General features: G+C 35.1%; 14 protein-coding genes. 10 read left to right on the top strand and 4 right to left on the bottom strand.

Going from position 1 to position 18,802, the window contains the following annotated elements; translation table 11 throughout:
- Nucleotides 1-330 precede the first annotated feature (330 nt).
- Nucleotides 331-3,504 carry a SusC/RagA family TonB-linked outer membrane protein gene (locus FLB_RS11970; RefSeq protein WP_064716187.1) on the top strand — a complete coding sequence of 1,058 codons (3,174 nt, stop codon included), beginning with the start codon at nucleotides 331-333 and terminating at the stop codon, nucleotides 3,502-3,504.
- Nucleotides 3,505-3,521: 17 nt separating this feature from the next.
- The gene (locus tag FLB_RS11965) at nucleotides 3,522-4,961 is read left to right on the top strand and encodes a SusD/RagB family nutrient-binding outer membrane lipoprotein (protein ID WP_064716186.1); all 1,440 of its coding nucleotides are present in this window, start codon (nucleotides 3,522-3,524) and stop codon (nucleotides 4,959-4,961) included.
- A 79-nt stretch (nucleotides 4,962-5,040) separates the two neighbouring features.
- On the opposite strand, the gene FLB_RS11960 is transcribed toward FLB_RS11965, so the two are convergent.
- The 4 genes from FLB_RS11960 to FLB_RS11945 all read right to left on the bottom strand — a co-directional run bounded on the left by FLB_RS11960 (nucleotide 5,041) and on the right by FLB_RS11945 (nucleotide 12,659).
- Nucleotides 5,041-5,994, bottom strand: a complete 954-nt coding sequence (locus FLB_RS11960) for a hypothetical protein (RefSeq protein ID WP_064716185.1) — start codon at nucleotides 5,992-5,994, stop codon at nucleotides 5,041-5,043.
- A gap of 12 nt (nucleotides 5,995-6,006) precedes the next feature.
- The gene (locus tag FLB_RS11955) at nucleotides 6,007-7,656 is read right to left on the bottom strand and encodes a SusD/RagB family nutrient-binding outer membrane lipoprotein (protein WP_064716184.1); all 1,650 of its coding nucleotides are present in this window, start codon (nucleotides 7,654-7,656) and stop codon (nucleotides 6,007-6,009) included.
- A gap of 12 nt (nucleotides 7,657-7,668) precedes the next feature.
- Nucleotides 7,669-10,860 (bottom strand): SusC/RagA family TonB-linked outer membrane protein, encoded by a 3,192-nt coding sequence (locus FLB_RS11950; RefSeq protein WP_064716183.1) that lies wholly within the window; start codon nucleotides 10,858-10,860, stop codon nucleotides 7,669-7,671.
- Between the two features lie 86 nt (nucleotides 10,861-10,946).
- Nucleotides 10,947-12,659, bottom strand: a complete 1,713-nt coding sequence (locus FLB_RS11945) for a hypothetical protein (RefSeq protein WP_157490610.1) — start codon at nucleotides 12,657-12,659, stop codon at nucleotides 10,947-10,949.
- A gap of 179 nt (nucleotides 12,660-12,838) precedes the next feature.
- On the opposite strand from FLB_RS11945, the gene rpsL reads away from it, so the two are divergent.
- From rpsL to rplB, 8 genes are all read left to right on the top strand, one after another.
- Nucleotides 12,839-13,222 carry a 30S ribosomal protein S12 gene (gene rpsL, locus FLB_RS11940; RefSeq protein ID WP_007136570.1) on the top strand — a complete coding sequence of 128 codons (384 nt, stop codon included), beginning with the start codon at nucleotides 12,839-12,841 and terminating at the stop codon, nucleotides 13,220-13,222.
- Nucleotides 13,223-13,309: 87 nt separating this feature from the next.
- Nucleotides 13,310-13,786, top strand: a complete 477-nt coding sequence (gene rpsG / locus FLB_RS11935; protein WP_026727879.1) for a 30S ribosomal protein S7 — start codon at nucleotides 13,310-13,312, stop codon at nucleotides 13,784-13,786.
- A 10-nt stretch (nucleotides 13,787-13,796) separates the two neighbouring features.
- On the top strand, nucleotides 13,797-15,953 hold the full coding sequence (fusA, locus tag FLB_RS11930) for an elongation factor G (RefSeq protein ID WP_064716182.1): 2,157 nt from the start codon (nucleotides 13,797-13,799) through the stop codon (nucleotides 15,951-15,953).
- Nucleotides 15,954-15,964: 11 nt separating this feature from the next.
- Nucleotides 15,965-16,270: a 30S ribosomal protein S10 gene (gene rpsJ, locus FLB_RS11925; protein WP_007803605.1), complete on the top strand. Its 306-nt coding sequence runs from the start codon at nucleotides 15,965-15,967 to the stop codon at nucleotides 16,268-16,270.
- Nucleotides 16,271-16,424: 154 nt separating this feature from the next.
- Complete coding sequence (gene rplC / locus FLB_RS11920; RefSeq protein WP_024981507.1) at nucleotides 16,425-17,042, top strand: 50S ribosomal protein L3; 618 nt, start codon at nucleotides 16,425-16,427, stop codon at nucleotides 17,040-17,042.
- Entirely contained in the window at nucleotides 17,042-17,671 is a 630-nt protein-coding gene (gene rplD, locus FLB_RS11915) for a 50S ribosomal protein L4 (RefSeq protein WP_064716181.1), read from the top strand. Before rplC ends, rplD begins: the two co-directional genes overlap by 1 nt.
- A 6-nt stretch (nucleotides 17,672-17,677) precedes the next feature.
- Entirely contained in the window at nucleotides 17,678-17,968 is a 291-nt protein-coding gene (rplW, locus tag FLB_RS11910; protein WP_064716180.1) for a 50S ribosomal protein L23, read from the top strand.
- A 6-nt stretch (nucleotides 17,969-17,974) separates the two neighbouring features.
- A complete protein-coding gene (rplB, locus tag FLB_RS11905) occupies nucleotides 17,975-18,799 on the top strand; it encodes a 50S ribosomal protein L2 (RefSeq protein ID WP_064716179.1) in 825 nt (274 codons plus the stop codon).
- The last annotated feature ends 3 nt before the right edge of the window (nucleotides 18,800-18,802 follow it).

Raw genomic sequence — 18,802 nt, 5'->3', positions numbered from 1 at the left:
CGGATTATCTTTTTTGTTAGTAGTATTAATAGTATTCACAAAATGTTATAAAACTTTAAATTAAGTTAAACTTTAAATTTTTGATGCATGAGGGGATTTTATTTTTTCACTGTTAAAATTATTGGAAGATGTTTTTTGATTTTTTGATTAAAAATTGACCTATGTTTTAAAAATATAAAAATAGTGCGAAAATGATAAAATGTTAACAAATTTTATTTTGTAAATACTGTTTTTTACAACGTTTTCTTAAACTGTTTTGATAATTTCTCATTTTGTGTTTTTGAATAATTAGTGGCATGTTTGCTTTTTTACTAATACAAAATAATCATTATGAGATCTAAATTTAAATGGATTACAACACTTTCATTAGTGTTTATTTTGCAACTATGTTTTGCACAAGAGAAAATAATCACAGGAAAAGTTACGGATAATTCAGGCCCGATACCAGGAGTAAATGTACTTGTTAAAGGAACTACTTTAGGTGTTCAAACTGATTTTGATGGAGTTTTTTCTATAAAAGCGAAACAAGGTGATGTTTTGGTGTTTTCATATATGGGAATGAAAGATGTAAATCTTGTGGTTGGCAACACTACATCGTTGAATGTTTCTATGGCTGAAAATCCAAATGAATTAGAAGCGGTTGTGGTAACGGCTTTGGGGGTTAAAAAAAGTAGTCGTGCTGTAGGGTACGCTGTGCAAGAACTGAAAGCTGCTGATTTGAACAAAGGGGGCAATAATAGTCTTTCTGGTGCTTTGCAAGGTAAACTTGCAGGTGTGCAAATTACTCCTTCTAGTGGAGCTCCAGGGGCATCATCACAAATTGTTATTCGTGGGGCTCGTTCTTTTACCGGTAATAATACACCTTTGTATGTAATTGACGGTATGCCTGTGGCTTCTCAAGCAGATTATTCAACGGGTAATAGTGTTTCTGGTTCGGATTCAGCAAACAGGGCTGTAGATATAGACCCTAATGACATTGAATCTATTTCTGTCTTGAAAGGTCAGGCTGCTTCTGCATTGTACGGTCTTAGAGCTTCAAATGGGGTAATTCTTATTACAACCAAAAGCGGAAAAGGTATGGCCAAAGACGGAAAACCTGTATATACTTATTCAAATGCAACTAGTTTTGAATTGGTCTCAAAAAAGCCATCCACACAAAATGTTTATGCACAAGGTTCTAATGGCGTGTTTAATCCTTATGCATCTACGAGTTGGGGGCCAAAGATTTCCGAATTACCCAATGATCCAACTTATGGCGGTAATGTTTCCAATGCTTTAAATGGAGGAATCCTTAGGCCAGGTATGTATTATGTGCCTCAAAGAGCAAAAGCAGGTTTGGATCCTTGGGTGGCTCCAAAAGCGCATAACAATATCAACGATTATTTTCAAACTGGCGTAACTGTAAATAATTCATTTAATGTAAGTCAGGCTACAGAAAAGACAAATTATTCTTTTGGTTTCGGAGCTACTAATCAAGAGGGTATGATGCCGGAAACAGGTTTGAACCGTTATAATATGAAAGCGGTGGTGGAGACAAAATTAAACAACGAATGGAAAACAGGATTTTCTCTAAATTATGTCCAAACGTCTATCGATAAAAGTACTTCCGCCAATGATGCATCTTTAGTAGGGGTTTATGGTGCTCCAAGAAGTTATGATCTTAAAGGAAACGGTTTTGCTTCAGCATCCAATCCTTATGATCAAGTGTTTTTTAGAAAAAATACTTTTAATAATCCTTATTGGGCAGCAGAGCACAATGAAAATAGTGAAAAAACCAATCGTTTTTTTGGAAATGCAAATGTTCAGTATGCGCCTATAATTAGTCTTGATGATCGTCATAAGTTAGTGTTCAGATACCAATTGGGTATGGATGCTTACACAACCAATTATAGAGATATATTTGAGTTTGGTAATAAACACGATTTAACTGGTGCTCAAAGTAAAGCTAATCTTTATGGGATTACAACTGATGTTTTGAACTCATTGTTTACGGTTAACTATAGTTTGGATATAAATGATGATTTTAAGTTTAATGTATTAGTAGGAAATGAATTTAATCATGAAAACAGAAAAACATATAATGATTTAGGAACTGGATTTAACTTTGGTGGTTGGGCAACCATTGCCAATGCAAGAAAGGTTACTTCAGAAGAGAGAAGAAACCAAACGAGAACGGTTGGTTTTTTTAGTAATGGTGAGTTGTCATACAAAAATATGTTGTTTTTAGGAGCAACTGTTCGTCAAGATTTTGTGTCTACTATGCCAAGAGGGAATAGAGATTTTCTTTACCCTTCAGTGTCTTTAGGTTTTGTTTTAACTGAATTAGAAGCTTTAAAAAATAGTCCTGTTATATCTTATGCAAAAATTAGATCCTCATTTGCCGAAGTAGGTCAAGCTGGTAGGTATCTCATGGATTATTATGCAACACCAAGTTATGGTGGCGGATTTTGGGGAAATCCACCTATTCAATATCCTATTGGAGATGTGAGTTCTTTTGTTCCATATCCTGTATTGTATGATCCGAATTTAAAACCTCAAAATACACAATCTTATGAGTTTGGTTTTGATTTGAGATTCTTTAAAAACCGAATTGGTATAGATTATACCTATTCTAGACAAAATGTAAAAGATCAAATCTTCTCTGTGCCATTAGCGGGATCAATTGGTGCAAGTTCTTACGTAACCAATGGTGGAAAAATTCATACCGATGCACATGAATTGGTATTAAATGTAAATCCAGTAAAAACAAAAGATTTTAATTGGGATTTTAATATAAATTTCTCAAAAGTAGTTTCAATCGTAGATCAATTAGCACCAGGAGTTGAAAGTATCTTTTTAGGAGGTTTTGTGTCTCCTCAAATTAGAGCTAATGTTGGAGATGCTTTTCCAGTAATTTATGGAACGAGTTACAAACGAGACGAGAACAACAATGTAATGGTAGATGAATACGGGTTGCCAATGATAGGTGAGGAAAAAGCTATTGGGGAAGTTGCTCCTAAGTTCACACTAGGGGGATCTACGCAAATTTCTTACAAAAGAATGTCTTTGGGTGCTACTTTCGATTGGAAAAATGGTGGAAAAATGTATAGTGGTTCAAATAGTTTAATGAGATATTACGGAGTAGATGCTGCCACTGCAGATAGAACCGCGGGGTACATTTACCCAGGAGTTAAAGGAGATGGAAGTGCAAATGATATTCCTTTAGGTACAAACGGTATTCAGCAACTAAATTCAAGACTTTCTGATATTACTGAAAGTGCTGTTTTTGATGCTAGTTTTGTGAAGTTACGAGAAGTTACTTTTGCTTATGTCTTCCCTAAAATGATTAAAGAGAGAATCGATGTAAGGGCCTCAATTTTTGCAAGAAATATTTTATTATGGTCGAAAATGCCAAATTTAGATCCAGAAGCTTCGCAAGGAAATAACAATATGGCAGGAGGATTTGAACAATGGTCTATGCCGCAAGCTCAAAGTTATGGTTTTGGGTTAAACGTTACTTTTTAATTAAAAAAATACAACAGATGAAAAATATAAAAATCATATTGCTTACTCTTTTGGGACTGTTTTTGTTTCAGTCTTGTTCCGAAGATATATTAGATGATATCAACACAAATCCAAATGAACCCACAGATGTTCCTAGTAGATTAATTATTACAGATGTCATGGTTGCTTCAGCGTTTTCTCTTACTGCGGCGGATAACTCATTCTATGCGGGTGTTTATTCAGAGTTAAATGCTGGAAATCATAATCAAACGTATAAAGCACAAACAAGAGATGGTGAGCCACAAAAGTCTACTACCTATAATAACGCTTGGAATACGAGTTACAGACAATTACGTTCTTTAAAAATAATTCTAGAAAAATGTAGTACAGGAGGATCTGAGCAAGGTAATTATCAAACCTTAGGTGTGGCACAAATTTTATACGCTTATAATTTAGCTTTATTGACAGATCTTTTTGGAGATGTACCCCATAGTGAAGCTTTAAATATTCAAAATCTTCAACCTAAATTGGATAAACAAGAAATGATTTATCAAGAAGTTTTCAAAATGTTGAATGAGGGTATTGTGAATTTAGGAAAAACATCTTCGTATGCAAGTTTAGGTTCTCAAGATGTAGTTTATGGTGGTAATTCTTCAAAATGGATCAAAGCGGCTAATGGATTATTAGCAAGATATACGATGCGTCTGTCCTTAGTTAAACCCAATTATCAGGCAGTTATTGATTATGTAGATAATTCTTTTACTAATGCTACTGACGAATTTAAATTGGTAAACGGTGGAATTACCAATCCTTATGCTCGTTTTGAAATGGATAGAGGTGGTTTATGTGTGGCTAAAAGTTTTTATGACTTAATGGTTGCTAACGGAAGTGCGGATGCAAGAACTGCAGTTTTCTTTACCAAAAAGAATGGTGCTGTAAATCCTTTGGATAACTCCTTATTGAACCCTATGGAAGCTCAAAATGTGTATTCTATTTCAGGAATTATGAATGCGAAAAACCCAATTTATGTTCAAGGGTATCATGAATTATTATTCTTGAAAGCCGAAGCTCAGGCTAGATTAGGTCAAGAGGCAGCAGCAAAAGCTACTTTGAATTTAGCAATAAAAGCTGCTTATACCAAACAACAAGTAGTTGCTTTTACGTCAGCTCAAGCAGATGCTTATATAGCTTCAATAGGTACTTTAGCAGGTAGGAAATTATTGAAAAAAATAATGATAGAAAAACATATCTCATTTTATGAAAACGAAGGTATTGAAGATTATAATGATACCCGCCGTTTAGCAGCTATGGGAGATGGTGATTTGGTTCCATTAGTAAATGCTAGACCGGAGTTGTTTCCACAGCGTTTTGGATATGGTAATTCTGATGTGTCAGCAAATGTACATGTAAGAGAAGCATTCGGTGACGGATCTTACGTTTACAAGGAAAAAGTTTGGTGGGCAGGTGGAACTAGATAGTTTTCGTTTTAATTGTTATGGATATAAAAAAACCACTCCAAAATTTTGGAGTGGTTTTTATAATAGTGGCAAGTTTATATTATTTAGCGAATATAGCTGGCCAGTTAGCCCCACCTTGTCTTGTGATTTCAGCAGTACCAGAATCATTATAAGAATTTTTCCAATCTAAGGTAATTTTATTACCTGCAGCTGATTTAATTGTGAATGTGTATGTTTCGCCATAAAAATCAGCTCCGGAAGCTACTAAATTATTGCAAAACCAAGTTACTCTTGCAGTTGCAGATGTAGCAGCTGGATCACTCCAGCAATACCCATATTGACCAAATGACATGTCACTAATGGTGTATACGCCAGGAGTAGCTGTAGGACCAAAAGTTACTGTTCCACTAGTAGTTCCCGCGCAAGCTGAACCTGCAGTACCTTTTTTCATATTTGTCGATACAAAAGTATGAACTCCAACTAAGCTTTCTGTGATGGGGCATACAACGTTAGCGTTGTACTGGAATGGAGAGGAGAAATATGCTCCTCCAACTACGTTTGAGTTAGAATTAGCACGTGTAAATACTCGTCCATCTTTTAAGACTTGAGCCACACGGATTACGAACTGATCTGCACCAGTATATTGAGCTGTGGTTAAACCTAATTTGGTTTGAAGTTCAGCAATTGTAACCGTTACATCTGCATAAGGTAATTCTCTTGCTCCAGCAACAAAAGCAGAAGATGGGATAGCTTTCAATAAAACTTCTGCTTTAGGATTGGAACCGTTTGCAGTGGAATTGTCTCTAAAAGAAACATAAACATCTATTCTCTCTGTATCGGTACCATTTTTAGCATCTTGTACTTCTAGAGTTACTTGGAATTTCCCTGTAGCATCACCTAAAGGAATGCTAGCGCTTCCAATTGTTACGGTTCGTAAAGCAGCTCCACTAGTCACATCGTTTAAAACAGCGTCAATTGGATTATCTCCTTCGCTACATGAAAACAATGTAACTGCGAGTAATAATGCGCTTAATGATTTAAATATTTTTTTCATAATAATTTATTTTTAGTTACCAAAAGGGAAACCTGTTTCAGGATTGTTATCCCAAAATACACGTTGTGTTACTTTTGCTTTTTGTTTAATGTTTGGATTAGTACCCGTTACAGAGGCTGGGTATAAGAAAGAACGAATAAAACCATCAACTTTTTCTTCGATATTAGGTTGAATCATTCTTGGTAATCCTGTTCTTCTGTAGGCATTGTAAGCATCAGTTCCGTTTCCAAAAAGAGAAATGAAGAACTCTGTAATCACTACATCTAATTTATTAGGAGCTGCAGTGTATCTTGCATCTACAGCGGCAATATAGGCATCTACATCTGCTGGAGTTGGAACAAAACTTGTGATAGCTGTTTTGTCTCTTGAGATGAAACCTTGTACTTTGGCAATAGATTTGTTTACTCCGGCCAACATCAACGCTTTCGCATCGCCTGTACCACCTGGTGATAAAGCTGCTTCTGCTCTCCAGAAATCTACAGTAGAAGCCAATATAATTGGTGTAATTCCGCCTCCTAATGCTCCAAAACTTATGCCGTTAATAGCTCTAAACGTATTATCATCAAAGCGTCCGCCTGCTGGGTATAAACCTGATGCTGTTCTTTTAGCTCTGTCATTTGGTATTCCTTCGTCATTACCATGATCTCTACCCCAATAACCTTGATCTGCATCGATACGGCAATACACATAATTTCCAGCTACGTAATGATTTGGTGCAGGTTCAACAGAACATCTTAAGTCTTGTTCACTTATGGGAACATTGTTAACTTGTCTGTAAAAATAGTAACGTAAACGTGGATCGCGAACTGATTTACCGTTTTTCATTTCTTGCATCAACCAATTGGATTGATATCCAGCTTCTACTCCAGAAGGAGTGTAATTGTTCACGTATTCAGGATGTCTTGAATCAGGATTTGCATTACTGGTTCCCCATTGAAATTCAAAGTCTTCTCCTGCACCAATAAAGTTGTTGGAAGCAATTATGGCGTTAAATTTACTAATAGCGGTTGCATCTACTAATCTTGTTTGCAAGTATATTTTCAATTTAATTGTGTTCGCTAATTTTTCCCATCTAGTCCAGTTTCCATTATAATAAAAATCTTTTGGATTTGCTGGAGCGGTAGCTTTAAAGTTAACGATGGCTTTGTCTAATAATACTAAAGCTGCGGCATAGACATCTTTTCCTGCATCTAATTTTGGAGTTAAATTAGTAGTGCTTAAAGCTTCACTGTATGGAATGTCTCCAAAGTAATCTACCAAGGTCACAATAGTATATGCCTCGATTACTTGAGCCATACCAATGTGTTTTTTTAATCCTTTCGATTCAGCAAGAGGAGTCATAACTTGAATATTCTTTAGAATAACTTGATAAGAATCTTCCCAATCACCATTGAAGGTACTTGCGCTATACGCATCATCTTGGTAATTACGGCCAAACATCCACTTTAATCGGCTTACTTCTGATCCTACTGTACCAAAACTTTGTATTGTGCTAGCAAATTGGGTTTGGATTTTGTTCAAAAGCAAGTCTGGGTTTGCTGCGTTAACAGACAAAGCATTTGGGTCTTCTCTAAGTTCAAGGTCTGTAGTCTCACAAGATGAGAGGGTTACCATGCTTATCATTGCAATAAGTAATCCTGTAGATTTTAATATTTTTTTCATAGTTTTTAATTTTTAGAATGTAGCTTTTATGCTAAAACCATATCTTTTACCGCTAGGTCCGTTCAAGAAGTCAAAACCTCTACCGTTTCCAACACCTGTACCCATAACATTTGGATCAAAATTTACCCCATCTGGAGTATTAAAGGCGTTATAATACAAATTGTATCCAGCTAGTGTAAAGCTCATACTTCCAAAAGGCGTTTTTTCTAAAATCTTTTTAGGTAAGTTATAACCTAAAGATATTTCATTTAAACGAATAACAGAACCGTCATATATGCTTAATTCATCAGGGCCAAAGGCTACGTTGTTGAAGTAGTACGTAGAGTTGTTAATTTGGATGTCGTTAGGTGTTCCGTCTTCTTTAACTCCTGGTAAAATGAACGTTTGTAAACGATCTTGTGTATCTGTAGTTAAACCTCTACCAAGTAAAGCTGCGGATGTTTGGGAATATATATCACCGCCACTTACATAGCTAATCAAGAAATTTAAGTTGAAGTTTTTGTAGCTAAATGTGTTTGTAGTGTTTAATGTGAAATCAGGATTTGGATTACCAATGATAAATGGACCTGCTTCAGTTGCGTAATCTCCTACATTGTTTACTACAAAATTTCCATTTGCATCTCTCTTAACTCTAGACCCAACCATTACTCCAAGTTGTTCTCCTTCAATAGCTTGATTTCCTAAGTTAGTAAAGCCTGCTACAGTTACTCTTTCTAGATCTCCTAAATCTTTAACAATCATTTCCCCTTTAAAGAAGTTGGCACCAATATTCCAATTGAAACCATTCCCATCGTTGCGTATAACATCAACATCTAAATCAACTTCAATTCCATTACCTTCTAATCTTCCAATATTAGTAAATGTTGTAAGGTAACCTGTACTTGGATCAATTGGAGTTTCAGTTATTAAGTTTTTAGTTTGTCTTCTGAAGTAGGATGCGTTAAGTGACACTCTATTATCTAAAAATTTAGACTCAAAACCGAATTCAATTTCACTTAATAATTCAGGTTTTAAGTTAGGGTTTCCTAATCTTGAAGAAGTTTGTTGCCCAGGAGTTACTACGCCATTGATGTCTGAAAAATCTCTAGCGTTTCCGTCGATATTGTTTGATACTGGGTAAGAAGATGCAAAACCAGCTGAGGTACCGTAACCAGCTCTTAATTTCAGGTAATTTAGACCATTAGTGCTTTTTATTCCTTCGAATGCTTCTGTAGGTATGAATGACAACGAAGCTGCTGGGTAGGTAATCGAGTTTTCGAAAGTATTAGATACCCAGTCCTTTCTTGAAGAAAGTTGTAAATATAGATATTTGTTATATTCTAAGTCGGCTTGACCATAAATACCAGTAATGTTTTGTTTTTCAGTGTATTGAATTGGGCTTTGGGTTCCGAAATTATAATGTCTAAATACATTAAACACTTGTTGACCAACACTATTAACACCCTGTCTGTCATAGGAGACACTTCTAGACGTAGCTCCCGCTTGAAAGTTCAATCCTAATTTGTCAGTTAACTGGTAGCTTCCTTGTACTAAAAAGTTGTGATCCCAAATTAAGTTGTTGTTGTCGAGTGTTCTGTATTGTCCTAATACTGGCCCTCTAGGTGCACCGATGTTTGTTCCGCTTTCGTTGCGCTCATTATAAAAATCAAAACCAAGTCTATAACTTAACTTAATGTTGTCATTTAAATCATAGTTCAATGATGTAGTTCCAAAAGTTCGATTAGTCATTTGTCTTACAAACGAATTATTTAAGGTCCAATACGGGTTAACAATATCACTTGCAGAACGATAACTTACGTTAGCGCCAGTAATAGGGTTTTGGTAAGGCCAATTTTGTAAATCTACGTTACGTGGGGTGTAGAAAATATCTGCGAAGACAGATAATCCAGTTCCAGCAACACCTGAACCATTACTTCTTGCTACAGGTGGTGTCAAGAAATCAGTTCTTGAAAAGTTCATGGTTCCGCTTATGGTGAATTTATTGCTTAATTTAGATCGACCTCCTACACTAAAAGAAGTTCTTTGCAATTTGTTGCCAGGGGTAAAGCCTTCGTCACTCAAGTTGCCAAAGTTGAAGTTATAAGAAGTGTTTCCATCTTCTGATTGACCAGCAATATTAATACTTGTGTTTACTACAGCTCCAATTCTAAAGAAATCTTTTACATTGTTTTTAGCGGGAGCATAAGGAATACGTACGCCTTGATATTCTGGAAAAGCGGCAGCTAAGTTAGCTCTATTGTAAGGGTGTGCAATGGTGCCGTCTGCATCTACACCTGAACCATTAGCTCCATAACCTCCTAAGCCGTCTTTGTAGAATCCTGGTCCCCAGTTAGAGAAGAAGTTTCCATACGCTTGGTCAAAACCGTTACCAAATTTGTTTTGATAGTCTGGTAAAGAGGCAATTTGATTCATGAATAAAGACTGGTTCACAGTGATTTCATTCTTTTTTGAACCTTTTTTATTTGCTCCTCCTTTGGTAGTAATTAATATAACTCCATTACGACCTGCTGTACCATATAGTGTTGTTGCAGCGTATCCTTTAAGGATGTTTACGTTAGCAATGTTGTTTGGATCTAAATCCAAGAAACGGCTTGATCCAGAGTTTCCGTCAGCAAAGTTACCACTTGCGTTAGTGTCACTTGCAAAAGGAACACCATCTACAATGAATAAAGGTTGTGTGTTTCCAGAAATAGAGTTCAAGCCACGAATGTTAATGCTTGTTCCAGATCCAGAAATACCACTTGTTTGGTTAATGATAACTCCTGAAGCTTTTCCGTTTAACACTCTAGCAACATCTCCTTCGGCTCTTTGCTCGATATCTGCTGCTTTAATTTCACTTGTAGCATAACCAAGTGCTTTTTTCTCTCTTTTAATGCCTTGGGCTGTTACAACCACACTTTCTAGTTCCATTGCAGAGCTACCCATTTTAACATTGATAGTTGTAGACTTTGCAACGACTTCTTCGTTTTTCATTCCTACATAGCTAAATACAAGTGTTTGACTTGGACTAGCCTTAATGGTAAACTTACCATCGAAATCAGTTTGAGTTCCAGCTTTGGTTCCTTTAACTAATACACTCACGCCTGGTATTGGCAATCCTGCATTGTCAGAAACAATTCCTGAAACAGATCTTTCCTGCGCAAAGGTTAATTGCGCCATTAGTACTACTAAAAGTACTAAGAGTCCGTTGAACTTTAGTTTCATTATTTATACGTTTTGAATTAGTGCTTCAAAACTCATAATAATTTGTTAACATTCCTAATATTTTTTTAATTTTTTCATGTCTGAAGCTAAAATTTAACATTATAACATATGTTTACTATACTGTTAAAAAACTTTATATCCTTGTAGTTATTTGTTCCATTCGTTATGGAAAATTTCAAAATACCATTATTTGTTTGAATTCCAATGCCAAATCCAATTCCTGTTATATTGTTAATTTTTTTAGGGATTATTGAATTGCTATTGTCGTTATAAATTGCGTAATCAAGTATGGAATGTAAATATAGTGATGGGTTAATAAGGTATCTGTATTCTGTAATTATTGTGCTTAAATAATTGGCTTGCAGGCTGTTTTCTGCGAATCCTCTTGTGGAATATAAGCCTCCAAATCGAAATAATTCATTAGCTAAGTAAGTGTTGCTTTTTAAATAAGAGTTTTGACTTTTTATGTTGAAGCTGTTTTTGGTATTGATGATGAAGTTGTGTGAGAGATTAAAGTGTATAAAATATTGTTTTTGATTTGATGGATTTGTTGTAGTATTTTGGGTTGCTCTTTTTCCTATGCCAAAACGAAATTCTATGTTTGTTTTTTCTGGAAAGAAAGGGGTATTTGGGTTGTTTTTTTTATGGTTGAGTCCAATTGTTAAAAATTGGCTTTTAAAGTCGCTAATGAAATTACTGTTACTGTTTTGAATGTCACTTGAAGTGGTTGATTCGATTCCTATGTAAAGTTTCGTTTTGTGGTCTAACAGATAATTAAGGTCTAATATTGTTTTTGAATTTTGAAAGGTGCTGTCTTGTTTGAAAATGTTGAGTTGTGCGGTCAGTCCTAGCGGGGTTTTGAAAAGATAGTTTAAGGTAAAGCCTGTTCTAAATGTTTTTTGATTGTTTCCGTCACTTTTCCAATACAAATAAAAATCTTCTCCACCGTTTAGCATGTTGTTGAGTTGGATGTCTAAATAACCGTTTAAGGTGGTCTTTTTTTCTTCGTTGTTGCCAATTCCTAAATAGCCATCAAATGAATTGGATTTTCTTTTTTCAATGTAGACATATATAACTGTTGAATCTTTGCTAAATAGTAATTCGGGCTGTTTGGTTTGCTTTGCAAATGAATAATTTTCAAATTCTGTTTTTATTTCTTTTAAGGTGTTCTGGTTAAATAGTTTTTTATTGAATTTTTTATTGATTTGTGTTAAATAGTTTGAAGGAAAGTATTTTTGTTTTTTTTCTTCTTCCTTGAATTTTAAAACGATTTGATTTATTTTTCTTTGAGTATTCAGTTGTATTGTTAAGTCTGCAATTAGTTTGTTTTTTTTTCTTTTGATATTCTCTAATTGAACTTTGGCTAACGGATAACCCATTTGTTCGAGTTTGTCAATTGTTTTTTCTAAAAATGATGATGTTTCTGTGTATTTTAGGGCTAGTGTGTCATTTTTTGTTTCTCTTTCGATGAATTGTTTTGTTTCAGAATTTTTACCTATATATAAATAGGTGTGCTTTGTTTGTTCTTTCAAGTGAAATTCGATCATATATGTGCTGTCGTTTTTTTTTATTAATTCAGTTGAGCTGTTTTCTAAGTAGCCCAATTGTGTAAGTTTTTTAGAAATTAAGAGGATTTCTTTTTCAATTGATGATGATTTTGTATGAACTTGATTGTAATGTAGTGAATCAATGGTTTTAGATTCAGTTTCTGATGAACCGTTGATTTTTAAAAAAAGTTGTTGACCGTTGCTTATTTGGCAAAGAATAAGAAATAAGGTTATGTGTAGTAAATGTTTCAACTTGTTTGATTTCAAATAAAAGTAACGCAAATATCTGTTGAATGTTATGGATTTCATAATCTAAAATAAGGATATTGAAAATTAATGAATTAAGGTTTGTATAGTGAAAAATATTTTATACATTTGCAACCCCGTAAAAAGCGGGAATTTAATATAATAAGAAATTTTTAGTATTAATTATGCCAACAATTCAACAATTAGTAAGAACAGGAAGAACTCAGATAACTAAGAAGAGTAAATCGGTTGCTTTAGATTCTTGTCCTCAAAGAAGAGGGGTTTGTACGCGTGTTTACACTACTACACCAAAAAAACCAAACTCTGCAATGCGTAAAGTTGCGCGTGTACGTTTGACAAATGGTAATGAAGTGAATGCTTACATCCCTGGAGAAGGACACAATTTACAAGAGCACTCGATAGTATTAGTTAGGGGTGGAAGGGTAAAAGATTTACCAGGAGTTAGATATCACATCGTTCGTGGTGCGCTTGATACATCAGGTGTTGCTGGAAGAACGCAAAGAAGATCTAAGTATGGTGCTAAACGCCCAAAAGAAGCAAAAAAGTAATTTAAAAAGTTAAATGTGTGATTTTGAAATGGAATTTATAATTCTGTTTGATAAGTTATGCTAATGACAAAAAATTAAAAAAAAGACATGAGAAAAAGAGCGGCAAAGAAAAGACCACTTTTACCAGATCCAAGATTTAATGATCAACTGGTGACACGTTTTGTGAATAACTTAATGTGGGATGGTAAAAAATCTACAGCGTTTAAAGTATTTTATGATGCAATTGACATTATAGAGACTAAAAAACAAAATGACGAAAAAACTTCATTAGAAATCTGGAAAGATGCTTTAACAAACGTTATGCCTCACGTAGAAGTACGTAGCCGTAGAGTAGGTGGTGCTACATTCCAAATCCCAATGCAAATTCGTCCAGACAGAAAAATATCTATGGCTATGAAATGGTTGATTCTTTATTCAAGAAGAAGAAACGAAAAATCAATGGCGCAAAGATTAGCTTCAGAATGTTTAGCTGCGGCTAAAGAAGAAGGTGCTGCTGTTAAGAAAAGAATGGATACTCACAAAATGGCAGAAGCTAATAAAGCGTTCTCTCACTTTAGATTTTAAATCATAAGAAATGGCTAGAGATCTTAAATTTACAAGAAATATTGGAATTGCTGCTCACATTGATGCTGGTAAAACAACAACAACTGAGCGTATATTATTCTATACTGGAAAATCACACAAAATTGGTGAAGTACACGATGGTGCTGCAACAATGGACTGGATGGCACAAGAGCAAGAAAGAGGTATTACTATTACTTCTGCAGCTACAACTTGTGAATGGAATTTTCCAACAGAGCAAGGTAAAATTTTACCAGAATCTAAACCGTATCACTTCAACATTATCGATACTCCTGGTCACGTTGACTTTACCGTAGAGGTAAACCGTTCGTTACGTGTATTAGATGGATTGGTTTTCTTATTTAGTGCGGTTGATGGTGTTGAGCCACAATCTGAAACTAACTGGAGATTAGCTGATCAATACCGTGTGCCTCGTATGGGGTTTGTTAATAAAATGGACCGTCAAGGGTCTAATTTCTTAGCAGTTTGTCAACAAGTAAAAGATATGTTGAAATCAAACGCGGTAGCTATCACTTTGCCAATTGGTGAAGAAAATGACTTTAAAGGGGTGGTTGACTTGGTTAAAAATCAAGCTATTGTTTGGCATGATGCTACACAAGGAGCGACTTTTGATATTGTTGATATTCCTGCAGATATGGTTGACGAAGTAAAGCACTATCGTTCAATTCTAATTGAGGAAATTGCTACTTATGATGAGAATCTTTTGGATAAGTATATGGAGGATGAAAATTCTATTACTGAAGAAGAGATTAATAATGCATTAAGAGCGGCTACAATGGATATGGCTATTATTCCAATGATCGCTGGTTCTTCATTCAAAAACAAAGGAGTTCAATTCATGTTAGATGCAGTATGTAAGTACTTGCCATCTCCAATGGATAAAGAAGGTATTACTGGAATCCATCCTGATGATGCTGAATTGCTTGAAGAGGATCAAACTCAAATCTTGCGTAAGCCAGATGTAAAAGAACCTTTCGCAGCATTAGCATTTAAGATTGCTACTGACCCATTCGTAGGTCGTTTGGCTTTCTTCCGTGCTTACTCTGGAAGATTAGATGCTGGTTCTTATGTGTTGAATACTCGTTCTGGTAACAAAGAAAGAATATCTCGTATCTATCAAATGCATGCTAACAAGCAAAACCCAATCGAATATATCGAGGCAGGTGATATTGGAGCAGCTGTTGGATTTAAAGACATCAAAACTGGAGATACATTGTGTGATGAAAAACACCCAATTATTTTGGAGTCAATGAAATTCCCTGCGCCGGTAATTGGTATTGCTATTGAGCCTAAAACTAAAGCTGACGTTGATAAAATGGGTATGGCTTTGGCTAAATTAGCTGAAGAAGATCCTACGTTTACTGTTAGAACTGATGAAGCTTCTGGGCAAACTATTATCTCTGGTATGGGTGAGTTGCACTTGGATATCCTTGTAGATCGTATGAAACGTGAATTCAAAGTTGAGGTAAATCAAGGTGAGCCTCAGGTTGAATATAAAGAAGCGTTTACAAAAACTGCTCAACATAGAGAAACTTACAAAAAACAATCTGGTGGTCGTGGTAAATTCGGTGATATCGTATTTAGAGTAGAACCTGCAGATGAGGTTGATGGGAAAGTTCCTGTTGGATTGCAGTTTGTTAATGAGGTAAAAGGAGGAAACGTTCCAAAAGAATATATTCCTGCAGTCGAAAAAGGTTTCCGTGAAGCTATGAAAACTGGTCCTTTAGCTGGTTATCAAGTAGATAGTTTGAAAGTGACTTTATTAGATGGATCTTTTCACCCTGTGGATTCTGATGCTCTTTCTTTTGAATTAGCGGCTAGAATGGGTTATAGAGAAGTTGCTAAAGCTGCTGGTGCTATTATTCTTGAGCCTATCATGAAAATGGAAGTTATTACTCCTGAAGAGAACATGGGGGATATCGTTGGTGATATTAACCGTCGTAGAGGTCAAGTGAATGACATGGGTGATAGAAATGGTGCAAAAACTATTAAAGCTGATGTTCCATTATCGGAAATGTTCGGATATGTTACAACTTTAAGAACTTTATCTTCAGGTCGTGCAACATCTACAATGGAATTTTCACACTACGCTGAAACACCTTCTAATATTTCAGAAGCAGTTATCAAAAAAGCAAAAGGAAACGCATAATCTTTAAGAAAATGAGTCAAAAAATCAGAATAAAATTGAAATCTTACGATCATATGTTGGTGGATAAATCTGCTGAAAAGATTGTGAAAACAGTAAAAACTACTGGTGCTGTGGTAACTGGTCCAATTCCATTGCCAACACACAAAAAATTATTTACAGTATTGCGTTCTCCGCACGTAAATAAGAAAGCAAGAGAGCAGTTTGAAGTAATGTCATATAAGAGATTAATTGATATTTATTCTTCTTCATCTAAAACAATTGATGCTTTAATGAAATTAGAATTGCCTAGTGGAGTTGAAGTTGAAATCAAAGTTTAAGTAGTTCTAGAGTATTTAAGAACGCTGTTTTTAGGCAAAAAAATATTTTTTGGATTGTGTATAAATAAGTTATACCTTTGCACCCACAAAAAAAATAGAATTTGCTTAAAAGCTGCGTTCTATATTTATATTTAATAATTAATAATTAATATTTATGTCTGGGTTAATTGGTAGAAAAATCGGCATGACTAGTATTTTCGATGAAAACGGGAAAAATATTCCTTGTACAGTAATCGAAGCTGGACCATGTGTTGTTACCCAAGTCAGAACCAAAGAGGTTGACGGGTATGAAGCGTTGCAACTTGGTTTCGATGACAAAAACGAGAAACATTCCACGAAAGCGGCTTTAGGTCACTTTAAAAAAGCGGGAACTGTTGCTAAGAAAAAAGTCGTTGAATTTCAAGATTTTGCAACTGAACAAAAATTAGGAGATCTTATCGATGTTTCTATTTTTGAAGAAGGAGAATTTGTGGATGTACAAGGTGTGTCTAAAGGTAAAGGTTTTCAAGGGGTTGTGAAACGTCACGGTTTTGGTGGTGTTGGTCAAGCAACTCATGGTCAACATAACCGTTTAAGAGCGCCAGGTTCTGTAGGAGCTTCTTCTTATCCATCTAGAGTATTCAAAGGAATGCGTATGGCTGGAAGAATGGGAGGAGAAAATGTAAAAGTTCAAAACCTTAGAGTTTTAAAAGTAGTTTCTGATAAGAACTTACTAGTTATTAAAGGATGTGTTCCTGGGCATAACAACTCTTATGTAATCATTCAGAAGTAATGGAAGTAAAAGTATTAGATTTCAACGGAAAAGATACTGGAAGAAAAGTTCAACTTTCTGATTCAGTATTCGCAATTGAACCAAATAATCACGCAGTATACCTTGATGTTAAGCAATATCTTGCTAATCAAAGACAAGGTACGCACAAAGCTAAAGAAAGAGCTGAAGTTGCAGGAAGTACTCGTAAGATTAAAAAACAAAAAGGAACGGGTACTGCTCGTGCGGGTAGTGCAAAAAATCCTTTGTTTAAAGGTGGTGGGACTGTTTTTGGGCCAAGACCAAGAAGTTATTCATTCAAATTGAATAAAAACTTAAAAAGATTGGCTAGAAAATCTGCTTTCTCTATTAAAGCTAAAGAATCAAACATTATTGTTTTGGAAGACTTTAATTTTGAAACACCAAGCACTAAAAATTTCATTAATGTTTTGAAAGCTTTAGAGTTAGAAAATAAAAAATCTCTATTTGTATTGGGTGATACCAATAAAAATGTATATTTGTCGTCACGTAATTTAAAGGCGTCTAATGTTGTAAGTAGTTCAGAATTAAGTACTTACGCTATTTTAAATGCTAATAATTTAGTGCTTTTGGAGAGTTCTTTGGAAGTAATTGAAGATAATTTAAGTAAATAATAGGATATGAGCATCATAATTAAACCTATAGTAACGGAAAAAGTAACCAAAGAAAGTGAAGTTTTGAACCGTTTTGGATTCGAAGTTAACAGAAAAGCAAACAAAGTTGAAATTAAGAAGGCTGTTGAAGCTGCTTACGGAGTAAACGTTGTTAGTGTTAACACTATGAATGTAAGACCAGACAGAACTACTAAATACACTAAAAGTGGTTTAATCAGTGGAAAGACAAATGCAATTAAAAAAGCAATTGTACAAGTACAAGAAGGAGAAACAATTGATTTTTACAACAATATCTAAGATAAAATGTCAGTAAGAAAATTAAAACCTATTACCCCAGGTCAGCGATTTAGAGTTGTGAATGGTTATGACGCTATTACAACTGATAAGCCGGAACGCTCTTTGATAGCGCCGATAAAAAACTCTGGAGGTAGAAATAGTCAAGGAAAGATGACCATGCGTTATACGGGTGGTGGTCACAAGCAGAGATATCGTATTATCGATTTTAAACGTACAAAAGAAGGAATTCCTGCTACGGTAAAATCTATAGAATATGATCCAAATCGTACTGCTTTTATCGCTTTATTAGCTTATGCTGATGGTGAGAAAACTTATGTTATCGCTCAAAATGGTTTGAAAGTTGGTCAGAAAGTTGTTTCAGGTCCAGAATCTCAACCAGAGATTGGTAATACTTTGCCATTAAGTAGAGTTCCACTTGGAACTGTAATTTCTTGTATTGAATTGAGGCCAGGTCAAGGAGCTGTAATTGCTCGTTCTGCTGGAACATTTGCTCAATTAATGGCAAGAGATGGAAAATACGCTACTATTAAAATGCCATCAGGAGAGACAAGATTGATCTTGTTGACTTGTTCGGCTACAATAGGGGCAGTTTCTAATTCAGATCATCAATTAGTAGTATCAGGAAAAGCTGGTAGAACTAGATGGTTAGGAAGAAGACCTAGAACAAGACCTGTTGCAATGAACCCTGTAGATCACCCAATGGGAGGTGGTGAAGGACGTTCTTCTGGTGGACATCCACGTTCAAGAAATGGAATACCAGCTAAAGGTTATAGAACACGTTCTAAGAAAAACCCGAGTAACAAGTATATCGTAGAACGTAGAAAGAAATAATAA

This window comes from Flavobacterium succinicans, assembly GCF_001662485.1.
Classification (GTDB): Bacteria; Bacteroidota; Bacteroidia; order Flavobacteriales; family Flavobacteriaceae; genus Flavobacterium; species Flavobacterium succinicans_A.
This window is presented reverse-complemented; position numbering and strand designations above follow the sequence as displayed.